The following is a 23,393-nucleotide window of genomic DNA, read 5'->3' on the forward strand; positions in this document are numbered from 1 at the left end:
ATTCCACCGTAGATCAGCAGTTTGGGACGTTGACCGCGAGCCCGCCCAGCGACGTTTCCTTGTACTTTTCGCTCATGTCGGCGCCAGTCTGACGCATGGTCTCGATACAGGCGTCGAGCGGTACAAGATGGGTGCCATCGCCCCGCAGCGCAAGCGACGCGGCGCTCACCGCCTTGATCGCGCCAAGCCCGTTGCGTTCGATGCACGGCACCTGCACCAGCCCTTTGACCGGGTCGCAGGTCATGCCCAGGTGATGCTCCAGCGCGATTTCAGCGGCGTTTTCGATCTGCTCCGGTGTGCCACCCAGAACCGCCGCCAGACCGGCAGCGCCCATCGCCGATGCAGACCCCACTTCTGCCTGACACCCGGCTTCGGCGCCACTGATCGACGCATTGAACTTGACCAGCCCGCCGATGGCCGCCGCAGTCAGGAGGAAATCCTCGATCTGCGCCTCCGAGGCGCCCGGCACATGCTCGAGCCAGTACTTGATAACCGCCGGCACGACCCCCGCCGCGCCGTTCGTGGGCGCGGTCACGACCTGCCCTCCGGCCGCGTTTTCCTCGTTCACGGCCATGGCATAGACGCTCATCCAGTCGTTGATCTTGTGCGGCGCATTAAGGTTCGTGCCCCGCTCATCGATCAGCGCATCGCGAATGCCTTTTGCGCGGCGTTTAACGTTCAACCCGCCGGGCAGGATACCGTCGGAATGCATGCCGCGTTCGATGCAATCGTCCATCACCTGCCAGATGCGCGCCACCCCGGACCGGAGGCTTTCGGGACCACCGCGGGCATGTTCGTTGGCCTTTTTCATCTCGGCAATACTCTTGCCCGAGGTTTCGGCCATCTCCAGCATCTCGGCGGCGGATTTGAACGGATAGGGGACCGGTTCGCCCTCATCAGTATTGCGGCCCGCGGCCAGTTCGGCCTCGGTCATCACGAAGCCGCCACCGATGGAGTAATATGTCTCCTGCAGGATCACGTCGCCCTGCTTGTCCGTGGCCATCAGGATCATCCCGTTGGCGTGGCCCGGCAGGTTGGGACCAAAATCAAAGAGCAGGTCTTCTTTCGGGTTGAAATTCAACTCCGGCAACCCCGCGGGATGCACCGTATGGGTCTCGCGGATCTGTTCGAGCGTGGCCTCGGCCTTGTCGTTGTCATAGGTGTCCGGCACGAAACCTGCGAGGCCAAGGATGGTTGCCCGATCGCTGGCATGGCCCACGCCGGTAAAGGCCAGCGATCCATGCAGGGAGCCCTTGACGCCATGGCATTCGAATGGCGCCGCACGCATCTTGTCCAGGAACCGGGCGGCGGCGACCATGGGCCCCATCGTGTGCGACGAGGACGGGCCGATGCCCACTTTGAACATATCGAAGACAGACAGGAACATCAGGTAACAGACCCTTCTGGCGGAATGGCATAAACCGGCGCCGTAAATGGGGACGGCCCGAGACCCTCGGCATCTATGGCACGTTTGACGCTGACGCAAGGCTCCAGACGCGCCGCCAACGCCTGTAAATGCGGCCAATATGCCAGATCGAACCAGCCCGAGCCACCCTTGGGGTACAAGACCATCCAGCGCAGCAGGCAGGCAACATAGAAATCAAGGACCGACGGGGCCGTGGCGCCAAACCACGGTGGGCTCTCTCCGGCGAACGCATCCAGCGCCGAGAGGTGGCGGCGCATCTCACCTTGCATGTGAAGGCGCAGATCGGCCTGCCGGGTTGGATCGGGACCAATATACTGCTCCGGGTAAAACAGCATCCGCATGCCGGCATGCAGGGTATTGGACGTGAAAAAGAGCCATTTCAGGAAATCCGCCCGGTCGGCCAGCTGCGGCGCAGGCGCCATAAGGCCATGGCGGTCTGCCAGCCAGAGGAGAATGGCGCCGGTTTCAAAAATCGGCCCGTCCGGCGTTTCCAATACCGGGATCAGCCCGGCGGGATTGAGCTTGCGATAGCCTTGGGACTTATGTGCGCCGGCCCGTCGATCCACCAGGACGGTTTCATAAGGTTGCTCCATCTCCTCCAGAACAAGCCGGACGATCAGGGAGGCGTTGTCGGGGGCATAATGCAGGCGATAGGGTTTTGACATGCCCTGACATTAGGCGCGATGCGAGCAACGACGCGCCAGAAAGCGACCCTTCAGGGCCAAATCTTCATGAGATCACGACGCCATGCGCCTTGAAGGCTGGCCAAACGGCCTGACCCTAGTGTCGCCGGATACGCGCCCGGATCTTGGCCCAGCCACCGGGTGCCAAAAAGAAGGACAGGAGAAAGCCGAAGGCAAAGCCGCCCACATCCGCCAGCCATTCGCCATTGCTGCCAAAAAGCAGGCCGAAGATCAGTTGCAGCGCCAGGAGGAATCCGATCAGCGAAAAGGCGCGCGCCTGTTGCGCACCCATCTGCCCCAGCTTCAGCCACATCAGGTAGGTGAACCCGCCGATCAGCCCGTAGACGCCCGGGAACGCCCCGACAAGCCAGGGCTGCCCCTGCGCGGACAACAACCCATAGATCAATGCCCCGCCGATCGACGAGGCCAGGAAAAGCGCCAGGGTGGCCCATTGGCTAAAGACCTCACCCACGAATTTCCCGAGCGCCAGCAGCATCGCCCCGGCAAAAGCCGCATGGGTGAAGGTGCCGTGGACGAAGATATAGCTTACGAAGCGCATCAGGTGCTCGCGCGGGTACTGCCCGTTTTGCAGCATCCAGCCCATGATATCGGCATTGAACCCATGGGTCTGGATCGCTGAGCTGCGCCAGCCGATGGCACCGGGGCCGCCTGCCAATCCCCTGGCGCCCATCTGGAACACCAGTTCGATCCCGAGCAGGAGGAGGAAAAGCGCCACGATGACGGGCGGCAACGGATTGACCGGGCTGATGTTTTCAGGGCTGCTCATGCCTGCTCTCCTTGACGGGGCTTTGGCCCATGGGTAAGCGAGGCGGACGAATAAATCCAGTCGGAGATGACAAATGACCGAGGTCGCATTCACGCCGCGCGTGTTCTCAGGCATCCAGCCGTCGGGCGGCCTGACCCTTGGCAATTACCTGGGCGCGCTCAAGCGATTTGCGAAGGCGCAGGATCAGGGGATCGAGACCATCTATTGCATGGTCGATCTGCACGCGATCACCGTCTGGCAGGACCCCGAGAAGCTGCGCCATGCCACACGCGAGCTTTGTGCAGGGTTCATCGCGTCGGGTCTGGATCCGGAGAAATCCATCCTTTTCAACCAAAGCCAGGTTGCGGAACATGCGCAACTGGCCTGGATTTTCAACTGCGTGGCGCGCATGGGCTGGATGAAGCGCATGACGCAGTTCAAGGACAAGGCGGGCAAGAATGCCGAGAACGCGTCCTTGGGGCTTTTTGGCTATCCTGCGCTAATGGCCGCCGACATTCTCGTCTATCACGCGACGCACGTGCCGGTGGGAGAGGATCAGAAACAACATCTGGAGTTGACCCGCGACATCGCCACCAAGTTCAATCATGACTATGGCGTCGATTTCTTCCCCATCACCGAGCCGGTGATCGAGGGCGCGGCGACCCGGGTGATGAGCCTGCGCGACGGGTCCAAGAAGATGTCGAAATCGGACCCGTCGGATATGAGCCGGATCAACCTCACCGACGATGCCGACACGATCGCGAAGAAGATCCGCAAGGCCAAGACCGACCCTGAACCGCTACCGTCTGACGCAGACGGGTTGGCGGATCGCCCCGAGGCACGCAACCTCATCAACATCTACGCGGCGCTCTCGGACCAGTCGGTCGATCAGGTGATGGCAGAGTTGGGTGGCAAGGCGTTTTCCGAGTTCAAGCCGGTGCTGGCGGATCTTGCCGTGGCGCAGATGGCGCCGATTTCGGCGGAGATGTCCCGGCTGATGCAGGATCCGAGCGAAATTGATCGTATCCTGGCCAATGGCGCGGATCGTGCCCGTGCCATCGCGGCACCGATCCTGAAGAAGACCTATGAGATCATCGGTATGGTCGGCGCCTGATCCCTTTTGTTATCAAAAGGAGTGCGCTGCCGCGCACGCTGGATATCTCGTCGTCGGGCCTCCGGCCTCCTCCTCGGGGGGCTCTATGGCAGGCGTGACGCGATGATCCAATGTTGTTGTGTAATGCACAGGAGCTGAGCGCAGAGAGCGAATTGCCGGGACCGGGCGCCATGCCTAGCTTGCTTGTCGAGAAAGCGAGGTGATCCGATGGCAGATGCAATCCACCCCCAAACCCGTATCGGTCATGTACACCTGAGAGTGGCCGACCTGGATCGGGCAATCGGGTTTTATAGTGGCGTTCTGGGATTTAACGTGATGCAGCGATACGGCGCCCAGGCGGCATTCCTGGCCGCGGGGGCGTACCACCACCATCTTGGCCTGAACACATGGGACAGCCTTAGCGGCACCCCAGCCCCCAAGGGGCATACGGGGCTTTATCATACCGCCATCCTCTATCCCGACCGGGTGCAACTGGCAGATGCTGTGGCGCGGATCAAAGCTGCGGGCATTCCCATCGAGGGTGCCGCGGACCACGGGGTGAGCGAGGCGGTTTACATCTCCGACCCGGATGGCAACGGGGTGGAGCTTTACCGGGACCGCCCCGAAGCGGATTGGCCACGAAACGAGGAGGGATTTCTGGCGATGGTCAATCGTCCACTCGACATCGACAAACTTTTGGCGGAAGCCCCGCGCTGAGGCTGGACCTCCTTCGTGCTGCGGCATAGGCTCTGCGCCGAATCCGGGAGGGATCATGGCAACTGGTAAGAACATCCGCACCTATTTCAAAGGTACCTGGCACGAGGGCGACATCGCCATCATGAAGGCCGCAGATCATGGTATGTGGCTCGGCAGCAATGTGTTTGACGGCGCGCGGCTCGCGAATGGGCTGACGCCTGACCTCGACAAACATTGCGCACGGGTCAATGCCTCAGCCGAGGCGCTGATGGTCACGCCGAGCGTTACGACGGAAGAGATGGTCGAGATCGTCAAGGAGGGCCTCAAGGCCTATGCGCCAGATGCGGCCATCTATATCCGGCCAATGTATTGGGCGATCGAAGGCGGACATTCGGCCATCGTCCCCAAGGACGGCGGCGAGACCGGTTTTGCCGTCTGTCTTGAAGAGATCCCCATGCCCGCGCCCGAAGCCTCGACAACCCTGACCCGGACGCGGTTCCGGCGTCCGGTGCTGGAGGACGCGGTGGTGAACGCCAAGGCGGCGTGTCTTTACCCCAACAACGCCCGGATGCTGGCCGAGGCACGCCAAAAAGGGTTCAACAACGCGCTGGTCGCCGACGCCTTGGGCAATGTGGCCGAGACCGCGACCGCGAATGTCTTTGCCGTCAAGGATGGCGAGGTTTTCACGCCGGTCCCGAACGGCACCTTCCTGGCGGGCATTACGCGGGCACGGCACATCACGAACCTACGGGCCGATGGGGTGGTGGTGCATGAAAAGGTCATGGGGTTCGATGAATTCCACGACGCGGATGAGGTGTTCCTGTCGGGCAACATGGCGAAGGTCACGCCAGTCACCGGTTTTGACGACACCAATTATCAGATCGGTCCGATGACCCGCCGGGTGCGCGAGATGTATTGGGACTGGGCCGCGTCGGCGGGGTAAAGGGCGGTCAGTCAGCCAGCATCCTGGTCACGACATTCTGCAGCAGTCTTGAGACATTGTTGTCAAACCCGTTCCACGGCAGGCTGCCGCAGAAGGTGATAGACCCGGTGGCGAAGACCGACCCGCCAGACGGGTAGTCCGCCCAGATCATATCGGCATGCAGCGCGTCTTTCTCCGGGCCACCCGTCAGGTTCGTCAGGTGCGTCAACTGCTCTTCGGGGACGAGCATGAAGCCGTTTTCACGGGTGACCGAACGGGCCAGCAGCACGATGTTGTCGGGTGAGCCCAAACGATGGTCGATATGGTCCAGCTCGAACCCCGCCGCGCCATTGCCGGACAAGCCGAAATCGCCAATGACCTCACCTTCGATCCCGTCGAACACCCAGTCATAGGCCGGATCGGTCGAAACGCGCCGGTAGGGATCGCCATAGAATTCACCCTGCGCCGCGAACCCGATACCGACAAGATCCTGAGGCGCGCGCCCGTTGCGTCGCCAGAGCCCGCCATAGGTGCCGTCGAAGGCGTTGTAATATTCGCCGGGTTCCGCGGCCCAGGCGCGAATGCCATCCTCGGCCCGCCGGATTTCCAGCACACTGTCGTTTTCGGGATGGATCGCGATGCGCCAATAGAACCCGTTGCCACCGAGATACATGAGGTTGCCACCGGTATCGCGATACTCCCGCAGGGCATCAAGCGTTTCGGCGGTGTGGTATTCCGGGTGGGTGCCGGTGGTCACAGCCTTGTAACCCGCGATGGCCGAGACCCCCTCGCGATGCAATTCGCGATCCGTCACGACGTCATAGGCAATGCCCTTGGCGTGCAGCCAGGACAGCAAGTGACTGTCCGCCTGGAAATGCCGCAGGCCGGAGCAATCGGTGTTGCCGAAGGTCATATAGCCGGGTCGTAGGTTGAATAGCGGCCGATGATGCGACGCATGGCTGATCCCGGACCCGTCGCAGTGATAATTATAGGTTGAGAGGCCATATTGTGGATATTCCGCCGGGTTATGCGGATAGGCGTCAAATTCGGCAAACCTTTCTTTCCATGCGGGCGTGAAGTCGGGTCGGGCGTGGTTGCCGTAGATCGTATAGGTAAAGGTCGACACCAGGACGCAGAAATCGGCGCTGCGCTGCCCCTGCGGCGGGCAGACAAAAAACAGGATGGCATCCTCATGACCGTCGCAATCAAGGCGCATGACATAGGCACCTGACGGCATGTCTTGGGGGATGGTGAAAGTAAAATCTGTCTCCCAGCCGAAGTCGTAAATGTCGTCCTGATGAAAATGGATCGCCGCGTAATGCGCGGGCTTGTGGGTCCAGTTCATCTCGGACGCATCCCACTCTGCACCGGTCACAGCGCGGGTCGGGAAGTTGACGAGTGTCAGGTCAGGTCCTGTGGTGGCCCGTGCGGTGGAAGACGATATGTCCTGACTGAAATCCCAGGCGCAGACCGGCGTGTCGTCCACCGTGATGGCAGGGGCCTCGATCTTGCCGTTGAAATGGTGTGTGGCGACCCCATCCCGCCACCGGGCGGCAACGATCGGTGTACCGGACAAGGGGGGCGTTTCGGTCAGGGTGTCTGTCACCTCAACCACCGGGTCGGGCGAGCTGCCAAGCGCGGTGTGGGTCAGCGTGACCTTGCCCTCCGCAATCCGTGCGTCGATCCGGTACCAGTGGCGCAGACGCAGCGGTGTTTTGGTCGACAGAAGATGATCGCCGACCTGAAGGGCCACCGCGCCCGCCGGGTCGAGATGGAGGTCATAGTCCCCGATGTTGAGGATGGTTTGACACTGGTCCGACCGATAGGTTGGGAAAATCGTCACTGACAGGGCGAGCGCCGCGCCGGGGGCTGCCGACACCTCCGCCATCCCAATCCCGTAGGAGCCACCGTGAAAGGGTTGCTCGACCGACGGAAAGCTCTGGGTGGCGAAATAGGCCGAGGCGTCCTCTTCAACGATGCCCGGTCCCGCAGGGTTTGGATCGGCGCAGATCGAGCGGAGAAGCCGCGCGGTAAAGGGCCGCTCAGAGAGCGACGACACCTTGAAGGAAAGCGTATCACCGGGCCGGGCCGACAGGTGATCCACGTAGCCCAGAAGGGGCGGGTTTTTTCGCGGTTCAGTCATCGCATTGGCCCATAAACCAGATCGGGCAGGAATGTTACCCAGGAGGAGAAAAAGACCAGCAATAGGATCATCAGGATGTAGGGAATGAGGAGCGGCAGGACGCCCACGGAAATCTCCTCGATACTGATCTTGCTGATCCGCGCGGCGACGAAGAGGTTCACGCCGATCGGCGGGGTCAGGAACCCGATTTCGCAGGTCATGACCGTGAAGATGCCAAAGACGACCGGATCAATGCCGAGGCTCGTGACCAGCGGGAAGAAGACGGCGGTAAAGATGATGATCTGCGGGATGCTCTCAAGCCACATGCCAACGAGGATGTAGAACACCCCGATCAGGAGCATCACCAGCCACGGATAATCGACCAGCCCGCGGAATAGACCCAGCACCGCATCGGGGATGTCGAAGATGGTGACCAACTGGCCGAACGCCTTGGTCGAACCCAGAATGAACAGAACCGTGCCGATCACGATGGCGGTGAACTTGAACGCATGGAACAGCTTGGCCAGCGTCAGCCCGCGATAGATGAACAGCCCCACGAACAGGCCATAGGCCACGGCCACACCTGCGGCCTCGGACGGAGTGAAAATGCCCGCGTAGATGCCACCGAGGATGATGACCGGCGCGAAGACAGCCCATTTGCCTTCCCAGAACGCCTCCAGAAGCGGCCCCCAGCGGAATCTCTCGCCTGAACCGCCATAGCCGTTCCTGGCCGAGATGATGAAGACCACCACCATCAGCATCAGGCCCAGTACGATGCCCGGCACGATGCCCGCCAGAAAGAGGCGCGGGATCGATACATCGGTCACAAGCGCGAAGATGATGAGCAGGTTCGAAGGCGGGATCATGCTGCCCAGCGCGCCAGCGGCGGCAGCAATCGCCCCGGCGAAGCGCGAGCGATACCCCTCCTCCTGCATCGCGGGAATGGTGATCGACCCGATGGCGGCGGTGGTCGCGGGGCCCGAGCCGGAAAGGGCGGCGAAGAACATGCAGGCCACAACCGTGACAAGGCCAAGCCCGCCCTTGTAGGCGCCCACGAGTTTCTGCGCGATATTGACGAGCTTTTCGGACATGCCGCCCTGCTCCATCAACTGCCCGGCAAGCACGAAAAGCGGGATCGTGACCAACGGGAATGGCTCGAACGCGGTCCAGGCCGCCTGCGCCATCAGGGTCATCGGGATATCGGCGATATAGAGCCCGGCAACCGTCGCGATCCCGGCGGCGAAGGGGATCGGCACGCCGATGGCCATCGCCACTACAAAGACCACCGCCATCGTGATCGGGCCGTCAAGTCCTGCCGCATAGGTGGCCGCGACGGCCAGGATCATAAGGCCGAAGATGATCGACGGGATGACCCCCCGGCCCGTTTGTCGTGTCTCGGCCCGGTTCATAGAGGCAGCCCCCGGAACTGATCCTTCTTCCAGCGCCAGTAGACCTGGAGAATGCGAAACAGCATGAGGCCGAAGAATACCGGGATGAACATCTGCACCCAGCGTTGTTCGATCCCGAGGCCCGGTGTTTGATAGGTCACGTTGAACAAAAGCTGCGTATAGGTCGTGGTCTGCACGATCATAAAGACGACAAAGGCAAACCAGAGCGCATCCGCCAGCACGACCGAGACAACCTGCAAGCCACGTGGCAGTCGGGCAACCAGCAGGGTGATGCGGATATGCGCCCGGTCCCGCACGGCCATGGTGGCCCCCAGGTAAACCGCGAAGATCATGCCATAGACCGCCGTTTCTTCGGCCCAGGCAGCGGCGGAATGAAAGAAGAAGCGCATCAGCACCTGCATCAGGACCGACCCCACCACGACGCAAAGGAAGATCGTGCACAGCACTTCCTCGAAATACCGGTCAAGTTTGTCCAGCATGGGTCATCCCCTCGGCGGCGGGTGAAAAGCAGGCTGCAACGATCCGGTTGCAGCCCGAAGTTTCAGGGAGAGTGGTGGCTATTGGGCGGCGGCGCGGATTTCGGCAACCAGCGCCTTGAAATCATCGCCCTTGTCGGCGGCGTACTTGTCCTGCACCCGCTGACCGGCAGCGATGAAATCCGTGCGGTCAAACTCGGCGGTTTTCATGCCGCCCTCCCCGGTGAGGAACGCGCGGATATCATCAACCTGCTTGGTCATTTCCTCCTTCTGATAGATCCCTGCCTCGCGGGCCGCGCGCATCACAGCCTCGCGCTGATCATCGTCGAGCTTGTCCATGATCCGTTGACTGGCAAAGAGCGGCGAGAAGTAGGTGAAATGCTCAAGCGCCGTGAAATGCGGCATGATCTCGTAGAATTTCTGCGACTTGATGAAGGAGGTGCCGTTATCGGCACCCTCGACCGTCCCGGTCTGCAACGCCGTGGGCGTATCGGCCCAGGGCAGCGGAATGGGGGCCGCGCCAAACTCGGTGAAGGTGTCTATCATCACCTGGTTCTTGGGCACACGTACCTTGAGGCCAGCCATATCCTCCATCTTGGTGATCGGGTTCCGCGAATTATAGAAATCGCGGTCCCCGACAAACCCGAAGGTCAGCAGATGCACGCCGGTGGCCTCCTGCAATTGCGCCGCGAAATTCTGCCCCACATCGCCTTCGAGCACGCGGTAGGCATGGTCCTTGTCCTCGAAGATATACGGCAACACGAAAGCATCCATCAGCGGGAAATGCGGCGAAATGTTATTGCCGGTGATGACATGCATGTCGACGGTGCCAAGCTGCATCGCTTTGAACGCTTCATCCTCGCCCATCAACTGCCCGCAGCAGCGCACTTTGACGTCGATCGTGCCGCCGGAATACTCCTCGGCCAGTTCTTCGAACTTGTTGGCCAGCACCGAATAAGAGCTGCCCTCCGCCGCCGCATATCCAAGGTTGATGACGACATCTTCGGCCAGCGCCACCTGGGCCGATAGCCCGAGGGACAAGAGGGATGCCGCGACGGGCACCTTTTTGAAATGTGACATTGATCTCTCCCATGTTGGTCTTCTTGTTATCGGACGAGATTGCCACAGGTCATGTTGCAAGTATAATATCAATTAGGTTCTAAATGATAACAGATAGGCATCATGAAAATTGACCTCAGGCATATCCGGTACTTCATCGCGGTCGCGGAAGAACTGCATTTCAGGCGTGCGGCGGAACGGCTGGGCGTGGCACAACCGGCGCTGAGCCGCGCGATCCAGCATCTTGAGCAGGAACTGACCGTCGCGCTTTTCCAGCGCTCCAACCGGGCGGTGCAGATCACCGATGCGGGCCGTGTTTTCCTGGACGGGTGTCGCAGCATCATGAACGCCTTGGATCACACGATCGAAGACACCAAACGCGCAGATCGCGGTCAGATCGGCAGCCTGCGCATCGGATACACCGACATGGCTATCGCGGGCGTCCTGCCGACCCTGCTCAAGGCGTTTCAGGTCCGCCAGCCCGGCGTGGTCCTGCAACCGCATCACGATGTCACCACCGCGCAGTTGCAGAAGCTGGACCAGGGGGAGCTTGATATCGGCTGCGTCACCGGCCCGATCAGCCGCGAAGAGTATGGGCAATTGCCGATCCAGTCGGAGCGCCTCGTCTGCGTGGTCTATGAAAACCACCCCCTGGCCGGTCGCGGGCGTGTCCGCCTCGAAGACCTTGCCAATGAGGATTTCGTGCATGGCCCGGCCAAGGACTGGGAGTATTTCTATTCCTACCTGATCCCACTCTGCCGCAGATCCGGTTTCGTCCCCAATATCGTGCAGGAGGCCTATAACTCCGCCGGGATCCTGGGGCTGGTGTCTTGCGGGATGGGAGTCACCATCCTTACGGAGAGCGTGCGAAGCTCCCTGACAAACGGCCTTGTACCTCTTGACCTGGAGGGCGTGAGCGAGCGGCTGCAGACCGTGGCACTTTGGCGGACCGACGACCTCACCGGGTCGAAATCACTCTTTATCGACTATCTGCGTGAGATGGCCACCGAGAACGGCATACCAACATAGCGCCTGCGCGACACCTCAGCCTGTCAGGATACTGCTAACCTTGAGCGCGCGTTGCGCATTGCCTTCGACCTTCAGCTTGCCGGACATGTAAGCCATCACAGGGTTCTGATCCCCCGACAGGATGTCACGAAACACCGCGTCACTGGCGATCAGCACCACATCCGCGTCATCATCCCCGGCCCGCGCGCCGCCCTCGTCCAGCATCACCGTCCCCTCACCGGTGATGACCAGCTTGGCCGTGCCACGAATATTGCCCTCGGCCTTCGATTGCAGATTGTCGATATACGCCTGAACCACGTCGCTCATATTGCGCCCTTTCCTTGGTCCCGCCACCATCGACCAGCCGGTCGAGACGCGCAATCGAAACCCAGCGTCACATCACCAGCGTTTGAGCGCATCCTCATCCTCGTCACGGGCGGCAACCCAATCGGCCTTTTCCGCAGAAATTTCCTTTTTCCAGAACGGCGCGCGGGATTTCAGGAAATCCATCAAGAATTCCGCCGCCTGGAACGCATCCACCCGGTGTTTCGACGCGGTGGCGACCATCATGATCATGTCCTGCGCCCGCAACACGCCGTGGCGATGGATGATGAGGATATCGCCGAGCGACCAGCGGTTCGCAGCCTCCCGCGCGATTTCTTCCAACGCTTTTTCCGTCATGCCGGGGTAGTGTTCGATCTCCATCGCATGCAGATCACCCTCGCCCAAGTCACGCACGATGCCGGTAAAGGTCACAACCGCGCCCATGCCCGTCTGCCGCTCGGCAAACCGGGTCGCCTCAAGGCCGAGATCAAATGGTGCGTCCTGAACCCGAATCTCCACGGCTCAGCCCCCCGTCATCGGCGGGAAAAACGCCACTTCGCGGGCACCGTCCAATGAGGCGTCAAAATCGCTGAGCTCCTGGTCAATCGCCACGCGCAGGGCGCTCAGATCGGCGAATGCCGCGGCGTAGCGGTCTTCGCGTCCGCGCAACTCCTCAACCAGGTCCATGACCGTGGCCGGGTTCGTGTCAATCCGGTCCTTGGGATGCCCGATGCGTTCTCGGACCCAGGCGAAGTAAAGCACATCCATCAATGGTCATCCTTCAGATGTGGGACCGCCTTGCGGAAGTAATCGAACCCGGTGATGAGGGTCAGCGCCGCCGCGAGCCACAAGAGCCAGAGGCCGATGAACCCAGCCCATTCCATCGCAGTCAGTTTCCACCTGAGGCCAAGCACGTCTTCCTCGCGACCTTCAAGAATGCTGATAACGATCGCTTCGTCCATGCCGATGATCGACATTCCGAAATAATGCTCGAACACGCCTTGCGAAAAAAGCACGGCGATGGCCACCATCTGCGCCGTCGTTTTCCACTTCGCCAGGTTCGTGACCTTGAGCGTCCCGGCAGTATCGCCAAGATACTCCCGCAGGCCAGAAACAAAGACCTCGCGAAAGAGGATCACCGTCGCCGGCAGCACCAGCCAGGGCGAATAGCTTGAATAGCCCACGATCACCATCAGCGCGATTACCACCATCGCCTTGTCGGCAATCGGATCGAGCATCGCGCCCAGCTTGGTTTCCTGCTTCCAGCTCCGCGCGAGATGCCCATCGATCCAATCGGTAATCGCCGCGCCCACAAAAAGCAGGAGCGCAAACCAGTCGGCGTAAGGTCTTGTGAAATATAGAAACATCACCGCCACGCCGGGGGCGGCGAGCAACCGGATGACCGTCAGGATATTCGGGATCGTCCACGTCATGCCTTGGTTCTACAGCCAAGTTTGACCGAGGGAAAGCACCGACGGATCAGCCCTTTTCATGGAAGAAATCATAGACCTTCTGCGCCAGCCCCTCGGACACGCCGTCAACCGCCTTGAGGTCCGACAGGTTGGCCCGGCTGACCGCCTTGGCAGACCCGAAATGTGCCAGAAGCGCGCGTTTGCGGGCCGCGCCCACACCGGGCACCTCGTCAAGCGGATTGGCCACCGCGGATTTCGCCCGCTTCGCCCGGTGCGTGCCAATGGCAAAACGGTGCGCCTCGTCGCGCAGGCGCTGGACGAAATAAAGCACCGGATCGTCGCGCCGAAGGGCCATGGGGCGTCTGCCGGTTCGGTGAAACTCCTCCTTGCCATGGTCGCGATCCACACCCTTGGCCACGCCTACCATCGGGATATCCTCAACCCCCATCTCACGCATGATCCCGGCCACCGCGCTGACCTGCCCGGCGCCGCCGTCGATCAGCAGGAGGTCCGGCCAAAGCCCCTGATCGCGGTCAGGGTCTTCCTTCAGGAGCCGTTTGAACCGGCGCGTCAGCACCTCTTTCATCATGCCGAAATCATCGCCGGGGGTGAGGTCATCGCCGCGGATGTTGAACTTGCGATAGCTGTTTTTCATCAAGCCTTCGGGGCCAGCGACGATCATCGCGCCCACCGCATTGGTGCCCTGGATATGGCTGTTGTCATAGACCTCGACTCGCTGCGGCGGGGCGTCGAGTTCAAACGCCTCGGCCAGCCCTTTGAGCAGGCGGGCCTGCGTCGCGGTTTCGGCCATCTTCCGGCCCAGGCTTTCGCGCGCATTGCGCACGGCCCCGTCGACCAGCTCGGCCTTTTCGCCACGTTTCGGCACCAAAACCTCGACCTTGCGGCCGAGCTTGCCGGTCAGGGCATCTGCCATGAGGTCGGTATTCTCGATGGGATGCGACAGGATCACCTGACGCGGCGGTTCCTTGGTGTCGTAGAACTGCCCAAGGAAGGCCTCCAGCACCTCGGCCTCCTCCACATCGGCACCAACGCGGGGATAGAAATCACGGTTACCCCAGTTCTGCCCCGCGCGGATGAAAAACACCTGCACGCAGGCCTGCCCTTTTTCAAGGTGCAGCGCCACGATATCGGCCTCATCTACTGTGCGCGGATTGATCCCCTGGTTCGTCTGCACCTGGGTCAGCGCCTTGATCCGGTCACGCAGGGCGGCGGCACGTTCGAATTCCAACGCCTCCGACGCCTCGGCCATCTGCGCGGCCAGCTTGGCCTGAATCTCGGTCGATTTGCCGGACAGGTACCGCTCGGCATCTGCCACCGATGCAGCGTAGTCCGACTTGGAGATATGCCCGACGCAGGGCGCAGTGCAGCGTTTGATTTGGTATTGCAGGCAGGGCCGCGTGCGGCCTTCGAACATCGCGTCACTGCAATTGCGCAGCAAAAATACCCGCTGCAACTGCGCCAGTGTCCGGTTCACCGCTCCGGCGCTGGCGAAGGGGCCGTAATAGGCGCCTTTTTCCTTCTTGGCCCCCCGGTGCTTCTTGATCATCGGAAAATCATGCGCCTTGGTGACGAGGATATTGGGGAAACTCTTGTCATCCCTGAGCAGCACATTGAAATGCGGTTTGAGCTGCTTGATGAGGTTCTGCTCCAAGAGCAGCGCCTCTGTCTCCGTCTTGGTCGTCAGGAACATCATCGACGCGGTCTGCGAAATCATCCGCGCGATGCGGGGCGTGTGGCCGGTGGGCCGGGCATAGCTCGACACCCGCGCCTTGAGGTTGCGCGCCTTGCCCACATAGAGCACCCGCGCCTGCCCATCGAGCATGCGGTACACCCCGGGCGAGGCATCCAACGTCCGAAGGTAGGACTGGATCACCTTATGGCCGGTCGGGGGCGGGTTTTCCTGCGAAGTGTCTGTCATATTCTTTTGGGTATGATTCTCTGACCTGGCTGCAACCATATCGCCTGAGGGGCAAGAGGAAACCTTTCCACGTAACTTGTGGATAACTCTGCTGATAACTTTCCGTGATCGAAAATTTTCCTTTGTTTTTTGCTCACTTCCCCGATTTGCCTAATTTTTAGGCACTTTTTCAACCCGTTGATTCAAAAAGAAAAAAACCTTCAAAAACGCCAAAATATTGAAATCATTGAAGGTTTTGTAACGATTCTTTAAACATCTGGTCAAAGGTGCAAAACTTCCCGGACGCACCCGGTTTACTCGACGCCCAGAACGTCCGGCGTCTGCCAGCCCAGGTGCTGACCGCCATCCACGCAAATCAGCTGTCCGGTGACTGCTGGCGCCTCCAGAAAGTAACCAAGCGCCGCAACGATATCCGCCTCATTCGCCCCACGCTCCAGCACTGTCGCCTGCCGCTGACGGGCGAAATGGCTCTCGCTCTGGCGTCCGCCGCGCAGCGTCGGCCCCGGTCCGATGGCGTTGACCCGTATCCGGGGTGCGAGCCCCTGCGCCGCGGTCTGCGTAAAGGCCCAGAGGCCCATCTTGGCCAGCGTATAGGTCATGAATTCCGGGGTTAGCTTGCGCACCCGCTGGTCAATCATGTTGATGACCAGCCCCTGTGCTACCGGTTCGCCCGCCGCATCGGTCAGCGGATCAGGCACGTCCCGCGCCATGGCCTGCGTCAAAACGAAAGGCGCGCGCAGGTTGCTTTCCATGTGCCGGTCCCAGCTTTCGCGGGTCGCGGTTTCGATCGTGTCATATTCGAATATCGACGCATTGTTGACCAGAACAAGAAGCGGCCCGCCAAGCGCCTCTACGGCGCGGTCAACCAATGTCGCGGTCTGCGCCTCGTCCGTGAGGTCGGCGCCCAGCGCCACCGCCTTGCGGCCCAGCCCTTCGATCTCGGCTACGACACCCTGCGCCTCCGCGTCGGACGCCGCGTAGTGAACGGCCACGTCATGCCCACGCCGCGCCAGTTCCAGCGCCATCGCCCGGCCCAGCCGTTTGCCCGCCCCCGTTACCAATGCCCGTGCCATCGCGCCTCTCCGTTCAGATCAGTACGACGGTTACATAGGTCAGATAGAGGGCCGTCAAGGCAACACCCCAAACACGGCCGATATCCTGCTTGAAGATGACAAAAGGTATCAGCATCAGCGACGCCCCAAGCATCACCCAGAGGTCAAAGCGCAGGAATTGCGGATCGACCGGGATGTTGCCGACAAGCGCGGTAATCCCGATGATGGCCAGGAGGTTGAACATGTTCGACCCGATGACATTGCCCAGCGCCACGTCCGCCTGTCTGCGGAGCGCGGCCATGACCGTCGTGGCCAGTTCCGGCAGGGATGTGCCAATGGCCACCAGCGTCAGGCCGATCACCGCATCGCTGACCCCATAGCGCCGCGCGATGATCGAAGCGTTATCGACCAGAAGGTCAGCGCCCAGCGGCAGGCCGATGAGGCCGAGGACCAAAAAAACGAAGATCTGCCACCAGGGCATGTCCGGGTCGGCGCCTTCGACCTCTTCACCCTCTTCGGGATCGGCCAACATGGCCGCTGTGACCTCCTTGCGGTGCCGGTTGGCCTCGCGGAAAGCGTCGCCCAGAACAAAGGTCAGCGCCGCCAGCAGGATCAAGCCGGAGATAAAGGTGAACTCGCCGGTAAATGCCAACCCGATGAACAGCAGCGTGGCCGCCAGCATGAAGCAAAAGGTCTTGCGGCAATCGCACCCGCTTGTGTGAAGCGCCGCCAATAGGGCCGGCACGCCCAACACCAGGAGAACGTTGGCGGTATTTGACCCGATGACATTCCCAAGCGCCAGACCCGGCTTGTCTTCGAGCACCGCGTTGATCGAGATGAGCAGTTCAGGCGCAGAAGTACCGAAGGCAACGATTGTCAGACTGACGATCAAAGCGGGGATACCAACGCGCAGGCTGAGGTTCACCGCGCCTTTGACCAGCGCATCCCCCGCCAGAAGCAGGATCACAAGGCCCAGACCCGCAAGCAGCCAGGGGATCATTTTGCACCCCCCTTCCCACACGGGCAGGGACCTTTGCCGATCCGAAACCGGCCGCATTTGGGGCATTTTGCCGAAGCGAGTTTCTGCTGTCCCGGGAACCGCAGTCGCCCGAACATGGCCAGCACCCCCATCGCGACCAGAAAGAGTATGACGATCTTGACGATCACGTCAGAGCCCGAACCGCGCGAAATCCGCGCGTTCTTCGATGGCGGCAATCGCATCCTGTGCGACATTCGTGCCGAACCGTTGCAGCAATCCGCGTTTGCGCCCGTAATTCGCAAGCCGCACCTTGTCGCCGTAAAGCTCTTTGAGTTTCGGCACCAGGTGCCCGATGCCATCGACCAGCCCAAGCTCAACCGCGCGGCGGCCCAGCCAGAACTCTCCGGTAAACAGATCCTGCTTGTCCGCGAGCCGATCCCCGCGGCGGGCCTTGACGTGATCGGTAAAGGTGGTGTGCATCTGCTCAAGGATCGTCTTGAGGCGCGCCACGTCTTCGGGTTTTTCCGGCTGGAACGGGTCCAGCATGCTTTTGGATTTGACCGAAGTATGCACCCGACGCTCAAGCCCCTGACGGGCCAGGAAGACCGGCGCGCCGAACCCGGCGGATATCACCCCGATGGACCCCACGACCGAGGCCGGATCGACCCAGACGTCATCTGCCGCCGTGGCCAGCCAATAACCACCGGATGCCGCAACATCCTCGACAAAGGCATGAACGGGCACGTCCTTTTCGTCGGCCAGACGCCGGATGCGCGCGGCAATCAGCGAGGATTGCACCGGCGAGCCGCCCGGCGAATTGATAGCCAGCGCGACCGCGACGGGCTTGCCGCGTTTGAAGGCCTTTTCGATCACCGGTGCCATGGCTTCATCACTAAGCTGCGCACGGCTGGACGCGCCGATCGCGCCGGAAAGGCGGATAACGGCGACGGTCGGATCGGATTTAAGGAAAGGGATCCAGCGTTTCATGCAGCCCGATGTAGAATGCCCATGGCCTCCAGACAAGGCGGCAAGGGGCATGCATTCGCATAGGGGCCGAAAAAGTTGGACCCCAAGGGCAAATAAGTCACGCCGCTCGCCGATGGGTTAAGATTTGATCCGGTACCCGGTCTTGAAGATGAACCAGATGATCGCAAGGCAGATGCAGGTAAAGGCGCCGATGGCAAGGAGGCTGTAACCGATGGCCACGTCGGCGGTCCCGAAGAACGACCAGCGAAAACCAGAGATCAGGTAGACCACCGGGTTGAAGAGCGTGACCGTTTGCCAGACCGGCGGCAACATCGAGATCGAATAGAACGAGCCGCCAAGAAACACGAGCGGCGTGATGACCAGCAGCGGGATCAATTGCAATTGCTGGAAGTTCTCGGCCCAGATGCCGATGATGAACCCGAAGAGCGAGAAAGACAGGCAGGTCAGCACCAGGAATGCGAGCATCGCCCAAGGGTGTTGGATGTCCAGATCAACGAAGAATTCCGCCGTGATGAGGATCACCACGCCGATGAAAAGCGATTTGGTCGCCGCCGCACCCACATAGCCCAGCACGATTTCAAGGAAATTCACCGGGGCCGAGAGCAACTCGAAGATCGTGCCGATGAATTTCGGGAAATAGATGCCGAAAGACGCGTTTGAGATGGATTGCGTCATCACGCTCAGCATGATGAGCCCGGGCACGATGAAAGCGCCATAGCTCACCCCGTCCACCTGGTCGATGCGGCTGCCAATGGCGGCGCCGAAGACCACGAAGTAGAGCGAGGTCGAGATGACGGGAGACAGGAAACTTTCCATCAACGTGCGGAAAAACCGCTTCATCTCATAGACATAGATGGCCGTGATCGCAGGAATGTTCATGCGGCATCCTCCTCTTTCACGAGGCCCACAAAAATTTCTTCAAGGCTGCTTTGCGTGGTCTGAATGTCGCGCAGCGACAGCCCCTCTTTCGCCAGTGATTGCAGCAGGCGGGTGATCCCCGTGCCCTCACCGCGCGTGTCGTAGTGATAGGTCAGGCTGGCACCGTCCGCGGCCAGTTCGAGGTCGTATTCCGCCAGAGCTTCGGGCACGGCTTCGACCGGATCGCGCAGGTCGATCCTCAATGTCTTGCGTCCCATCCGCTCCATCAGGGCGTTCTTCTCTTCGACCAGAAGCAACTCGCCTTTGGAGATGACGCCCACCCGATCCGCGATCGCCTCGGCCTCTTCGATGTAATGGGTCGTCAGGATGATCGTCACGCCATTGGCCTTGAGCTCTTCGACGATCTGCCACATGTCCTTGCGCAGCTCCACATCGACGCCTGCCGTCGGCTCATCGAGAAACAAAACGCGCGGTTCATGGCAGAGCGCCTTGGCGATCAGCACCCGGCGTTTCATCCCGCCCGACAGTTCCCGAATGCGGTTGTCCTTCTTGTCCCAGAGCGACAACTGCCGCAGGATACGTTCGACCAGCGCATCATCGCGTTTCTTGCCGAAAAGTCCGCGGGAAAAGCGCACGGTGTTGATCACCTTCTCGAACGGCTCCAGCGCCACCTCCTGCGGCACCAGCCCGATCAATTGCCGCGCCGCGCGATAGCCGGTTTGGATGTCATTTCCGCCGACGCTGGCACTGCCAGAACTTGGCGTTGTAATGCCGCATAGGGTTGAAATCAGGGTGGTTTTACCCGCACCATTCGGCCCGAGCAGCGCCAGTATCTCACCCTCTTCAATCGAGAGCGTGACGCCCTTCAGCGCCTCGAACCCATCTTTGTAGACCTTGCGCAGATCGTTGACTTGAACAATGGACATTGCTGTACCCTGTGTTTGATCGGATACATTTAGGCCATTCACAAGCCCGTGAAAATGCCGGATTGGAGCAGACGCCACTCTGCGCCCATGCACAAAACTCTGGGACCATAAAGATGGCCAAGCCCGAGCCGCGCAGATGTGGGTCATAATGAGCGCGATGCGGACAAAGCCAACATCCGCGAGCGAGACGCGCGATGGCCAGACCGCGGGATGGCGATCAACCTTCGTTAAACGCACTTTATCTTTGCCAAGTCTGGAGAACCTCTGATCGGTGCGCAGCCCCTTCAAATCGCCAGCCCTTGCGGGCGGTCTGGCGATCGCGCGGCGGCCTGCGGCCTTGATTCCGCGCGGGTGGAAAGCGTGCACGTCTGTTCCGGGCTCAATGCAGTCATCTGACGCAACCGTTCACCTAACGGTCACTGGCTCTAACTGATAAGCCGCTTGAGCCAGCCTTTCTTCTCGGCCTCGGGTGCCTCGTCTTCTTCCGAGGGTCCTTCAAGCACCTCTTCGAAACGGGCAAAGAACTGGTCCGCCATCTTCTTGGCGAACCCGTCGACGATCCGGCTGCCAAGCTGCGCGAGCTTGCCGCCGACCTTGGCCTCGACGTCGTAGATCAACCGCGTCCCGTCCTCGCTGTCTTCGAGCCGCACATCTGCGCCACCCTTTGCAAACCCCGCAGCGCCGCCTTTGCCCTCGCCGGTAAGCGTCAGGCTTTCGCCCTCAACCATGTCAGACAGGGTCACCATGCCTTTGAACGTGGCCTTGACCGGTCCGACCTTCTGCACGACGACGGCCTCAAACCCGTCCTCAGGCGTGCCGGTGACCTCCTGCGCGCCGGGGACACATTCCTTGAGCATTTCGGGACTGAGCAGCGCGGCCCAAACCGTAGAACGGTCTGCCTTGATGTCTCTCTCTCCGGTCATCTTCATCGCTTGGACCCTCCGCTCGGCTTCATCGCGAATTCTACCCCGCCGGGTACCTTGTGAAAAGTCGCAAACCTGCATGACGGCCCTAGACGAAGGTGTTAGGCATCGTGGGAAAGGGCCGCCGATGACGACGCAGACACGATTACAGAACCCGACCGCTGGCATCGCCTTTGTCGTCGTGGGCATCCTGACCATCTCGGTGAACGACATGCTGATCAAGCTGCTCTCGGGCGGCTACCCCTTGCATCAGATGGTTTTTACCCGATCGCTTATCGGCATGTGCTTCACACTGGTGCTGGTACAAATCGAAGGCGGCTGGCGCATCCTGCGCACCGATCAACCCGGCCTGCATTTCCTGCGGGCGTCGACACTGGTGCTTGCAAATCTCTGCTTCTTCTCCGCTCTGGCGGCACTCACGCTGGCGGAGGCCACGGCCATCTTCTTCATCGGGCCGCTACTTATCACACTTTTGGGTGTGCCGATCCTTGGCGAAAAGGTCGGCCCGCTGCGCCTGGGCGCGGTGGTGGTGGGGTTCATCGGGGTGATTATCATGACCCGTCCCTGGCTCAGCGCGGATCAACGCGACATCTCGTTCCTGATCTACCTGCTGCCGGCTGTCGCGGCCCTCGCTTATGCGATCACGCAGGTCCTGACCCGCAAGCTCAGCACCACAACCAAGGCCTCGGTACTCGCGGCCTATCTCCAAGGGCTATTCATGCTCGTCAGCATCGGCTTCTGGATCGTGGCGGGGGACGGGCGATATGCCGAAGGGCTGGAAAGTGAAAGCCTCGTCTTCCTGCTGCGCGCCTGGGTCTGGCCGGAGGGACGCGACATCTATCTTTTCCTCCTGCTCGGGATCAACGCCGGGATCATCGGCTATACTCTGGCGCAGGCTTACCGGCAGGCGGACGCGGCGATCATCGCGCCGTTCGAATATCTGGGCCTCCCGCTGGCGGTGTTCTGGGGCTGGATCATCTGGCGCGAATTGCCGGACATGGCCGTGACCACAGGTATCCTTTTGATCCTGGGGTCGGGGCTTTTCGTCTTTGTGCGGGAACGGCAGAAGAAACTGCGCGCCCTGGCCAACACCGAGGCGCATCGCCGCTTCTGATCAAGGGTTTCGCCGGTCTCGTCCGACCCCTAAGGTGCCTCGGAAACGAGAGGGCAGATCATGTTGCAGGGCATTCGGATTGTCGAAATCGAAGGGCTGGGGCCCGGACCCTTCGCCGCGATGATGCTGGCGGATCTCGGCGCGGAGGTGACGGTCATCCACCGCCCCGGCCCCGCCCCCGATATCACCGGCGATCCAAGCCTTCTGGACCGGGGCAAACGGTCGATCACGCTTGATCTCAAGGACCCTGACGACCTCACGACTGCCCGCAAGCTCATCGCCCGCGCCGACGGGCTGATCGAAGGGTTCCGCCCCGGGGTGATGGAGCGCCTTGGCCTCGGCCCGGAGGTCTGCCATGCGGACAATCCCCGGCTTGTCTATGGCCGCATGACCGGATGGGGGCAGGACGGCCCCCGCGCCGGGACCGCCGGGCATGACTACAACTACATCGCCACCTCCGGGGCGTATTGGTACACCTCCCTGCCCGACACACCGCCGCTCGCCCCGGCCACATTGGTGGGTGATATCGGCGGCGGCGCGCTCTATCTGGTGGCGGGGATGCTGGCCGGGCTGCTCAACGCCGCGCGCACCGGCAAGGGAACGGTTGTCGATGCGGCAATCGTCGACGGTTCGGCCCATATGATGACGCTGCTGATGGCGATGCAGCCCTCGGGTAACCTCAGCATGACACGCGGTCAAAGCCTTCTAGACGGGCCGCATTGGTCACGCTGCTACACCTGCGCCGATGGCCGCCACCTCAGTGTTCAATGCCTGGAACCCAAGTTCTACACGCTCTTTTTGCGCCTCATGGGCCTTGCCGACGATCCGGTCTTCACCGAGCAATTCGACAGCAACCAATGGCCCACACAGACAGAAAAGCTGTCGCAGATCTTCGCCACCTGTCCCGCCGCCCACTGGGAAGCCCTTTTTGCCGGGTCCGATGCCTGCGTGGCGCAGGTCCTGTCGCCGCAAGAAGCAGCGCAGGAGCCGCATATGGCCGCACGGGAAACCTGGGAAACAACCCATGGCGCCTTGCAACCCGCCCCGGCGCCTCGCTTCGACGGCAGGCGCAAGGAAATCCCCGAGGCGCCGACGCGCGGACAGCATACCCACGAGATCCTGGCAGAGTTGGCCGCGGAACGCTGAGGCGCGCGGCATCTGTTCTTTCCCCCTCGCCCGGCGCGCAATCTGTTGCTAA

General features: G+C 61.1%; 24 protein-coding genes. 6 read left to right on the forward strand and 18 right to left on the reverse strand.

The genetic code is table 11. From position 1 onward, the window contains the following. Positions 1 to 13: 13 nt before the first annotated feature. From RBB29_RS04385 to RBB29_RS04395, 3 genes are all read right to left on the reverse strand, one after another. Positions 14 to 1,387 carry an L-serine ammonia-lyase gene (locus RBB29_RS04385; RefSeq protein ID WP_306112961.1) on the reverse strand — a complete coding sequence of 458 codons (1,374 nt, stop codon included), beginning with the start codon at positions 1,385 to 1,387 and terminating at the stop codon, positions 14 to 16. Beyond that, positions 1,387 to 2,091 (reverse strand): glutathione S-transferase family protein, encoded by a 705-nt coding sequence (locus RBB29_RS04390; protein WP_306112962.1) that lies wholly within the window; start codon positions 2,089 to 2,091, stop codon positions 1,387 to 1,389. Before RBB29_RS04390 ends, RBB29_RS04385 begins: the two co-directional genes overlap by 1 nt. Positions 2,092 to 2,206: 115 nt before the next feature. Continuing rightward, positions 2,207 to 2,896, reverse strand: coding sequence for a rhomboid family intramembrane serine protease (locus RBB29_RS04395; RefSeq protein WP_306112963.1), 690 nt, complete (start codon positions 2,894 to 2,896; stop codon positions 2,207 to 2,209). 73 nt (positions 2,897 to 2,969) lie between these two features. On the opposite strand from RBB29_RS04395, the gene trpS reads away from it, so the two are divergent. The 3 genes from trpS (at position 2,970) to RBB29_RS04410 (ending at position 5,607) form a co-directional block, all read left to right on the forward strand. After that, on the forward strand, positions 2,970 to 3,989 hold the full coding sequence (gene trpS / locus RBB29_RS04400) for a tryptophan--tRNA ligase (RefSeq protein ID WP_306112964.1): 1,020 nt from the start codon (positions 2,970 to 2,972) through the stop codon (positions 3,987 to 3,989). Between the two features lie 207 nt (positions 3,990 to 4,196). Continuing rightward, positions 4,197 to 4,685, forward strand: a complete 489-nt coding sequence (locus tag RBB29_RS04405; RefSeq protein ID WP_306112965.1) for a VOC family protein — start codon at positions 4,197 to 4,199, stop codon at positions 4,683 to 4,685. A gap of 55 nt (positions 4,686 to 4,740) precedes the next feature. Continuing rightward, the gene (locus tag RBB29_RS04410; RefSeq protein WP_306112966.1) at positions 4,741 to 5,607 is read left to right on the forward strand and encodes a branched-chain amino acid aminotransferase; all 867 of its coding nucleotides are present in this window, start codon (positions 4,741 to 4,743) and stop codon (positions 5,605 to 5,607) included. 7 nt (positions 5,608 to 5,614) lie between these two features. On the opposite strand, the gene RBB29_RS04415 is transcribed toward RBB29_RS04410, so the two are convergent. From RBB29_RS04415 to RBB29_RS04430, 4 genes are all read right to left on the reverse strand, one after another. Further along, entirely contained in the window at positions 5,615 to 7,729 is a 2,115-nt protein-coding gene (locus RBB29_RS04415; protein WP_306112967.1) for a N,N-dimethylformamidase beta subunit family domain-containing protein, read from the reverse strand. Continuing rightward, positions 7,726 to 9,117, reverse strand: a complete 1,392-nt coding sequence (locus RBB29_RS04420) for a TRAP transporter large permease (protein WP_306112968.1) — start codon at positions 9,115 to 9,117, stop codon at positions 7,726 to 7,728. The genes RBB29_RS04415 and RBB29_RS04420 overlap by 4 nt, the downstream gene beginning before the upstream one ends. Beyond that, entirely contained in the window at positions 9,114 to 9,596 is a 483-nt protein-coding gene (locus tag RBB29_RS04425) for a TRAP transporter small permease (protein WP_306112969.1), read from the reverse strand. The genes RBB29_RS04420 and RBB29_RS04425 overlap by 4 nt, the downstream gene beginning before the upstream one ends. Before the next feature lie 78 nt (positions 9,597 to 9,674). Further along, positions 9,675 to 10,673 (reverse strand): TRAP transporter substrate-binding protein, encoded by a 999-nt coding sequence (locus RBB29_RS04430; protein ID WP_306112970.1) that lies wholly within the window; start codon positions 10,671 to 10,673, stop codon positions 9,675 to 9,677. A gap of 102 nt (positions 10,674 to 10,775) precedes the next feature. On the opposite strand from RBB29_RS04430, the gene RBB29_RS04435 reads away from it, so the two are divergent. Continuing rightward, a complete protein-coding gene (locus RBB29_RS04435) occupies positions 10,776 to 11,681 on the forward strand; it encodes a LysR family transcriptional regulator (protein ID WP_306112971.1) in 906 nt (301 codons plus the stop codon). Between the two features lie 15 nt (positions 11,682 to 11,696). Here RBB29_RS04435 and RBB29_RS04440 read toward each other — a convergent pair whose 3' ends face one another. The 11 genes from RBB29_RS04440 to RBB29_RS04490 all read right to left on the reverse strand — a co-directional run bounded on the left by RBB29_RS04440 (position 11,697) and on the right by RBB29_RS04490 (position 21,087). Continuing rightward, entirely contained in the window at positions 11,697 to 11,987 is a 291-nt protein-coding gene (locus RBB29_RS04440) for an SCP2 sterol-binding domain-containing protein (protein WP_306112972.1), read from the reverse strand. A 72-nt stretch (positions 11,988 to 12,059) separates the two neighbouring features. Then, positions 12,060 to 12,503: a molybdenum cofactor biosynthesis protein MoaE gene (locus RBB29_RS04445; protein WP_306112973.1), complete on the reverse strand. Its 444-nt coding sequence runs from the start codon at positions 12,501 to 12,503 to the stop codon at positions 12,060 to 12,062. Positions 12,504 to 12,506: 3 nt separating this feature from the next. Then, positions 12,507 to 12,752: a molybdopterin converting factor subunit 1 gene (gene moaD, locus RBB29_RS04450; protein ID WP_306112974.1), complete on the reverse strand. Its 246-nt coding sequence runs from the start codon at positions 12,750 to 12,752 to the stop codon at positions 12,507 to 12,509. Next, positions 12,752 to 13,417 (reverse strand): CDP-diacylglycerol--glycerol-3-phosphate 3-phosphatidyltransferase, encoded by a 666-nt coding sequence (gene pgsA / locus RBB29_RS04455; protein ID WP_306112975.1) that lies wholly within the window; start codon positions 13,415 to 13,417, stop codon positions 12,752 to 12,754. The genes moaD and pgsA overlap by 1 nt, the downstream gene beginning before the upstream one ends. Positions 13,418 to 13,463: 46 nt before the next feature. Next, positions 13,464 to 15,335, reverse strand: a complete 1,872-nt coding sequence (uvrC, locus tag RBB29_RS04460) for an excinuclease ABC subunit UvrC (RefSeq protein ID WP_306112976.1) — start codon at positions 15,333 to 15,335, stop codon at positions 13,464 to 13,466. 293 nt (positions 15,336 to 15,628) lie between these two features. Further along, entirely contained in the window at positions 15,629 to 16,408 is a 780-nt protein-coding gene (locus RBB29_RS04465) for an SDR family oxidoreductase (protein ID WP_306112977.1), read from the reverse strand. Positions 16,409 to 16,421: 13 nt separating this feature from the next. Continuing rightward, positions 16,422 to 17,387, reverse strand: a complete 966-nt coding sequence (locus RBB29_RS04470; protein ID WP_306112978.1) for a calcium/sodium antiporter — start codon at positions 17,385 to 17,387, stop codon at positions 16,422 to 16,424. A gap of 168 nt (positions 17,388 to 17,555) precedes the next feature. Next, a complete protein-coding gene (locus RBB29_RS04475) occupies positions 17,556 to 18,353 on the reverse strand; it encodes a S49 family peptidase (protein WP_306112979.1) in 798 nt (265 codons plus the stop codon). Between the two features lie 117 nt (positions 18,354 to 18,470). Then, positions 18,471 to 19,232, reverse strand: a complete 762-nt coding sequence (locus RBB29_RS04480; RefSeq protein ID WP_306112980.1) for an ABC transporter permease — start codon at positions 19,230 to 19,232, stop codon at positions 18,471 to 18,473. Beyond that, complete coding sequence (locus RBB29_RS04485) at positions 19,229 to 20,158, reverse strand: ABC transporter ATP-binding protein (protein WP_306112981.1); 930 nt, start codon at positions 20,156 to 20,158, stop codon at positions 19,229 to 19,231. Before RBB29_RS04485 ends, RBB29_RS04480 begins: the two co-directional genes overlap by 4 nt. A 425-nt stretch (positions 20,159 to 20,583) precedes the next feature. After that, the gene (locus RBB29_RS04490) at positions 20,584 to 21,087 is read right to left on the reverse strand and encodes a CoxG family protein (protein WP_306112982.1); all 504 of its coding nucleotides are present in this window, start codon (positions 21,085 to 21,087) and stop codon (positions 20,584 to 20,586) included. A 121-nt stretch (positions 21,088 to 21,208) separates the two neighbouring features. Here RBB29_RS04490 and RBB29_RS04495 point away from each other — a divergent pair, with 121 nt between their 5' ends. Together RBB29_RS04495 and RBB29_RS04500 are read left to right on the forward strand one after the other, a co-directional pair. Then, positions 21,209 to 22,195 carry a DMT family transporter gene (locus RBB29_RS04495; RefSeq protein ID WP_306112983.1) on the forward strand — a complete coding sequence of 329 codons (987 nt, stop codon included), beginning with the start codon at positions 21,209 to 21,211 and terminating at the stop codon, positions 22,193 to 22,195. A 60-nt stretch (positions 22,196 to 22,255) separates the two neighbouring features. After that, positions 22,256 to 23,341 carry a CaiB/BaiF CoA-transferase family protein gene (locus RBB29_RS04500; protein WP_306112984.1) on the forward strand — a complete coding sequence of 362 codons (1,086 nt, stop codon included), beginning with the start codon at positions 22,256 to 22,258 and terminating at the stop codon, positions 23,339 to 23,341. Positions 23,342 to 23,393: the final 52 nt, after the last annotated feature.

It is taken from the genome of Roseovarius sp. MMSF_3359, from assembly GCF_030733385.1.
Taxonomy (GTDB): domain Bacteria; phylum Pseudomonadota; class Alphaproteobacteria; order Rhodobacterales; family Rhodobacteraceae; genus Roseovarius.

Bases quoted from the DNA above. Each gene is read 5' to 3' on its own strand.
- RBB29_RS04410 (WP_306112966.1), top strand. From the start codon at position 4,741: ATGGCAACTGGTAAGAACATCCGCACCTATTTCAAAGGTACCTGGCAC.
- RBB29_RS04490 (WP_306112982.1), bottom strand. From the start codon at position 21,087: ATGAAGATGACCGGAGAGAGAGACATCAAGGCAGACCGTTCTACGGTT.
- RBB29_RS04430 (WP_306112970.1), bottom strand. From the start codon at position 10,673: ATGTCACATTTCAAAAAGGTGCCCGTCGCGGCATCCCTCTTGTCCCTC.
- RBB29_RS04435 (WP_306112971.1), top strand. From the start codon at position 10,776: ATGAAAATTGACCTCAGGCATATCCGGTACTTCATCGCGGTCGCGGAA.
- RBB29_RS04395 (WP_306112963.1), bottom strand. From the start codon at position 2,896: ATGAGCAGCCCTGAAAACATCAGCCCGGTCAATCCGTTGCCGCCCGTC.
- RBB29_RS04390 (WP_306112962.1), bottom strand. From the start codon at position 2,091: ATGTCAAAACCCTATCGCCTGCATTATGCCCCCGACAACGCCTCCCTG.
- RBB29_RS04405 (WP_306112965.1), top strand. From the start codon at position 4,197: ATGGCAGATGCAATCCACCCCCAAACCCGTATCGGTCATGTACACCTG.
- trpS (WP_306112964.1), top strand. From the start codon at position 2,970: ATGACCGAGGTCGCATTCACGCCGCGCGTGTTCTCAGGCATCCAGCCG.
- uvrC (WP_306112976.1), bottom strand. From the start codon at position 15,335: ATGACAGACACTTCGCAGGAAAACCCGCCCCCGACCGGCCATAAGGTG.
- RBB29_RS04500 (WP_306112984.1), top strand. From the start codon at position 22,256: ATGTTGCAGGGCATTCGGATTGTCGAAATCGAAGGGCTGGGGCCCGGA.
- RBB29_RS04385 (WP_306112961.1), bottom strand. From the start codon at position 1,387: ATGTTCCTGTCTGTCTTCGATATGTTCAAAGTGGGCATCGGCCCGTCC.
- RBB29_RS04475 (WP_306112979.1), bottom strand. From the start codon at position 18,353: ATGAAACGCTGGATCCCTTTCCTTAAATCCGATCCGACCGTCGCCGTT.
- pgsA (WP_306112975.1), bottom strand. From the start codon at position 13,417: ATGACGTGGACGATCCCGAATATCCTGACGGTCATCCGGTTGCTCGCC.
- RBB29_RS04415 (WP_306112967.1), bottom strand. From the start codon at position 7,729: ATGACTGAACCGCGAAAAAACCCGCCCCTTCTGGGCTACGTGGATCAC.
- RBB29_RS04420 (WP_306112968.1), bottom strand. From the start codon at position 9,117: ATGAACCGGGCCGAGACACGACAAACGGGCCGGGGGGTCATCCCGTCG.
- RBB29_RS04425 (WP_306112969.1), bottom strand. From the start codon at position 9,596: ATGCTGGACAAACTTGACCGGTATTTCGAGGAAGTGCTGTGCACGATC.
- RBB29_RS04480 (WP_306112980.1), bottom strand. From the start codon at position 19,232: ATGAACATTCCTGCGATCACGGCCATCTATGTCTATGAGATGAAGCGG.
- moaD (WP_306112974.1), bottom strand. From the start codon at position 12,752: ATGGATGTGCTTTACTTCGCCTGGGTCCGAGAACGCATCGGGCATCCC.
- RBB29_RS04465 (WP_306112977.1), bottom strand. From the start codon at position 16,408: ATGGCACGGGCATTGGTAACGGGGGCGGGCAAACGGCTGGGCCGGGCG.
- RBB29_RS04440 (WP_306112972.1), bottom strand. From the start codon at position 11,987: ATGAGCGACGTGGTTCAGGCGTATATCGACAATCTGCAATCGAAGGCC.
- RBB29_RS04470 (WP_306112978.1), bottom strand. From the start codon at position 17,387: ATGATCCCCTGGCTGCTTGCGGGTCTGGGCCTTGTGATCCTGCTTCTG.
- RBB29_RS04485 (WP_306112981.1), bottom strand. From the start codon at position 20,158: ATGTCCATTGTTCAAGTCAACGATCTGCGCAAGGTCTACAAAGATGGG.
- RBB29_RS04495 (WP_306112983.1), top strand. From the start codon at position 21,209: ATGACGACGCAGACACGATTACAGAACCCGACCGCTGGCATCGCCTTT.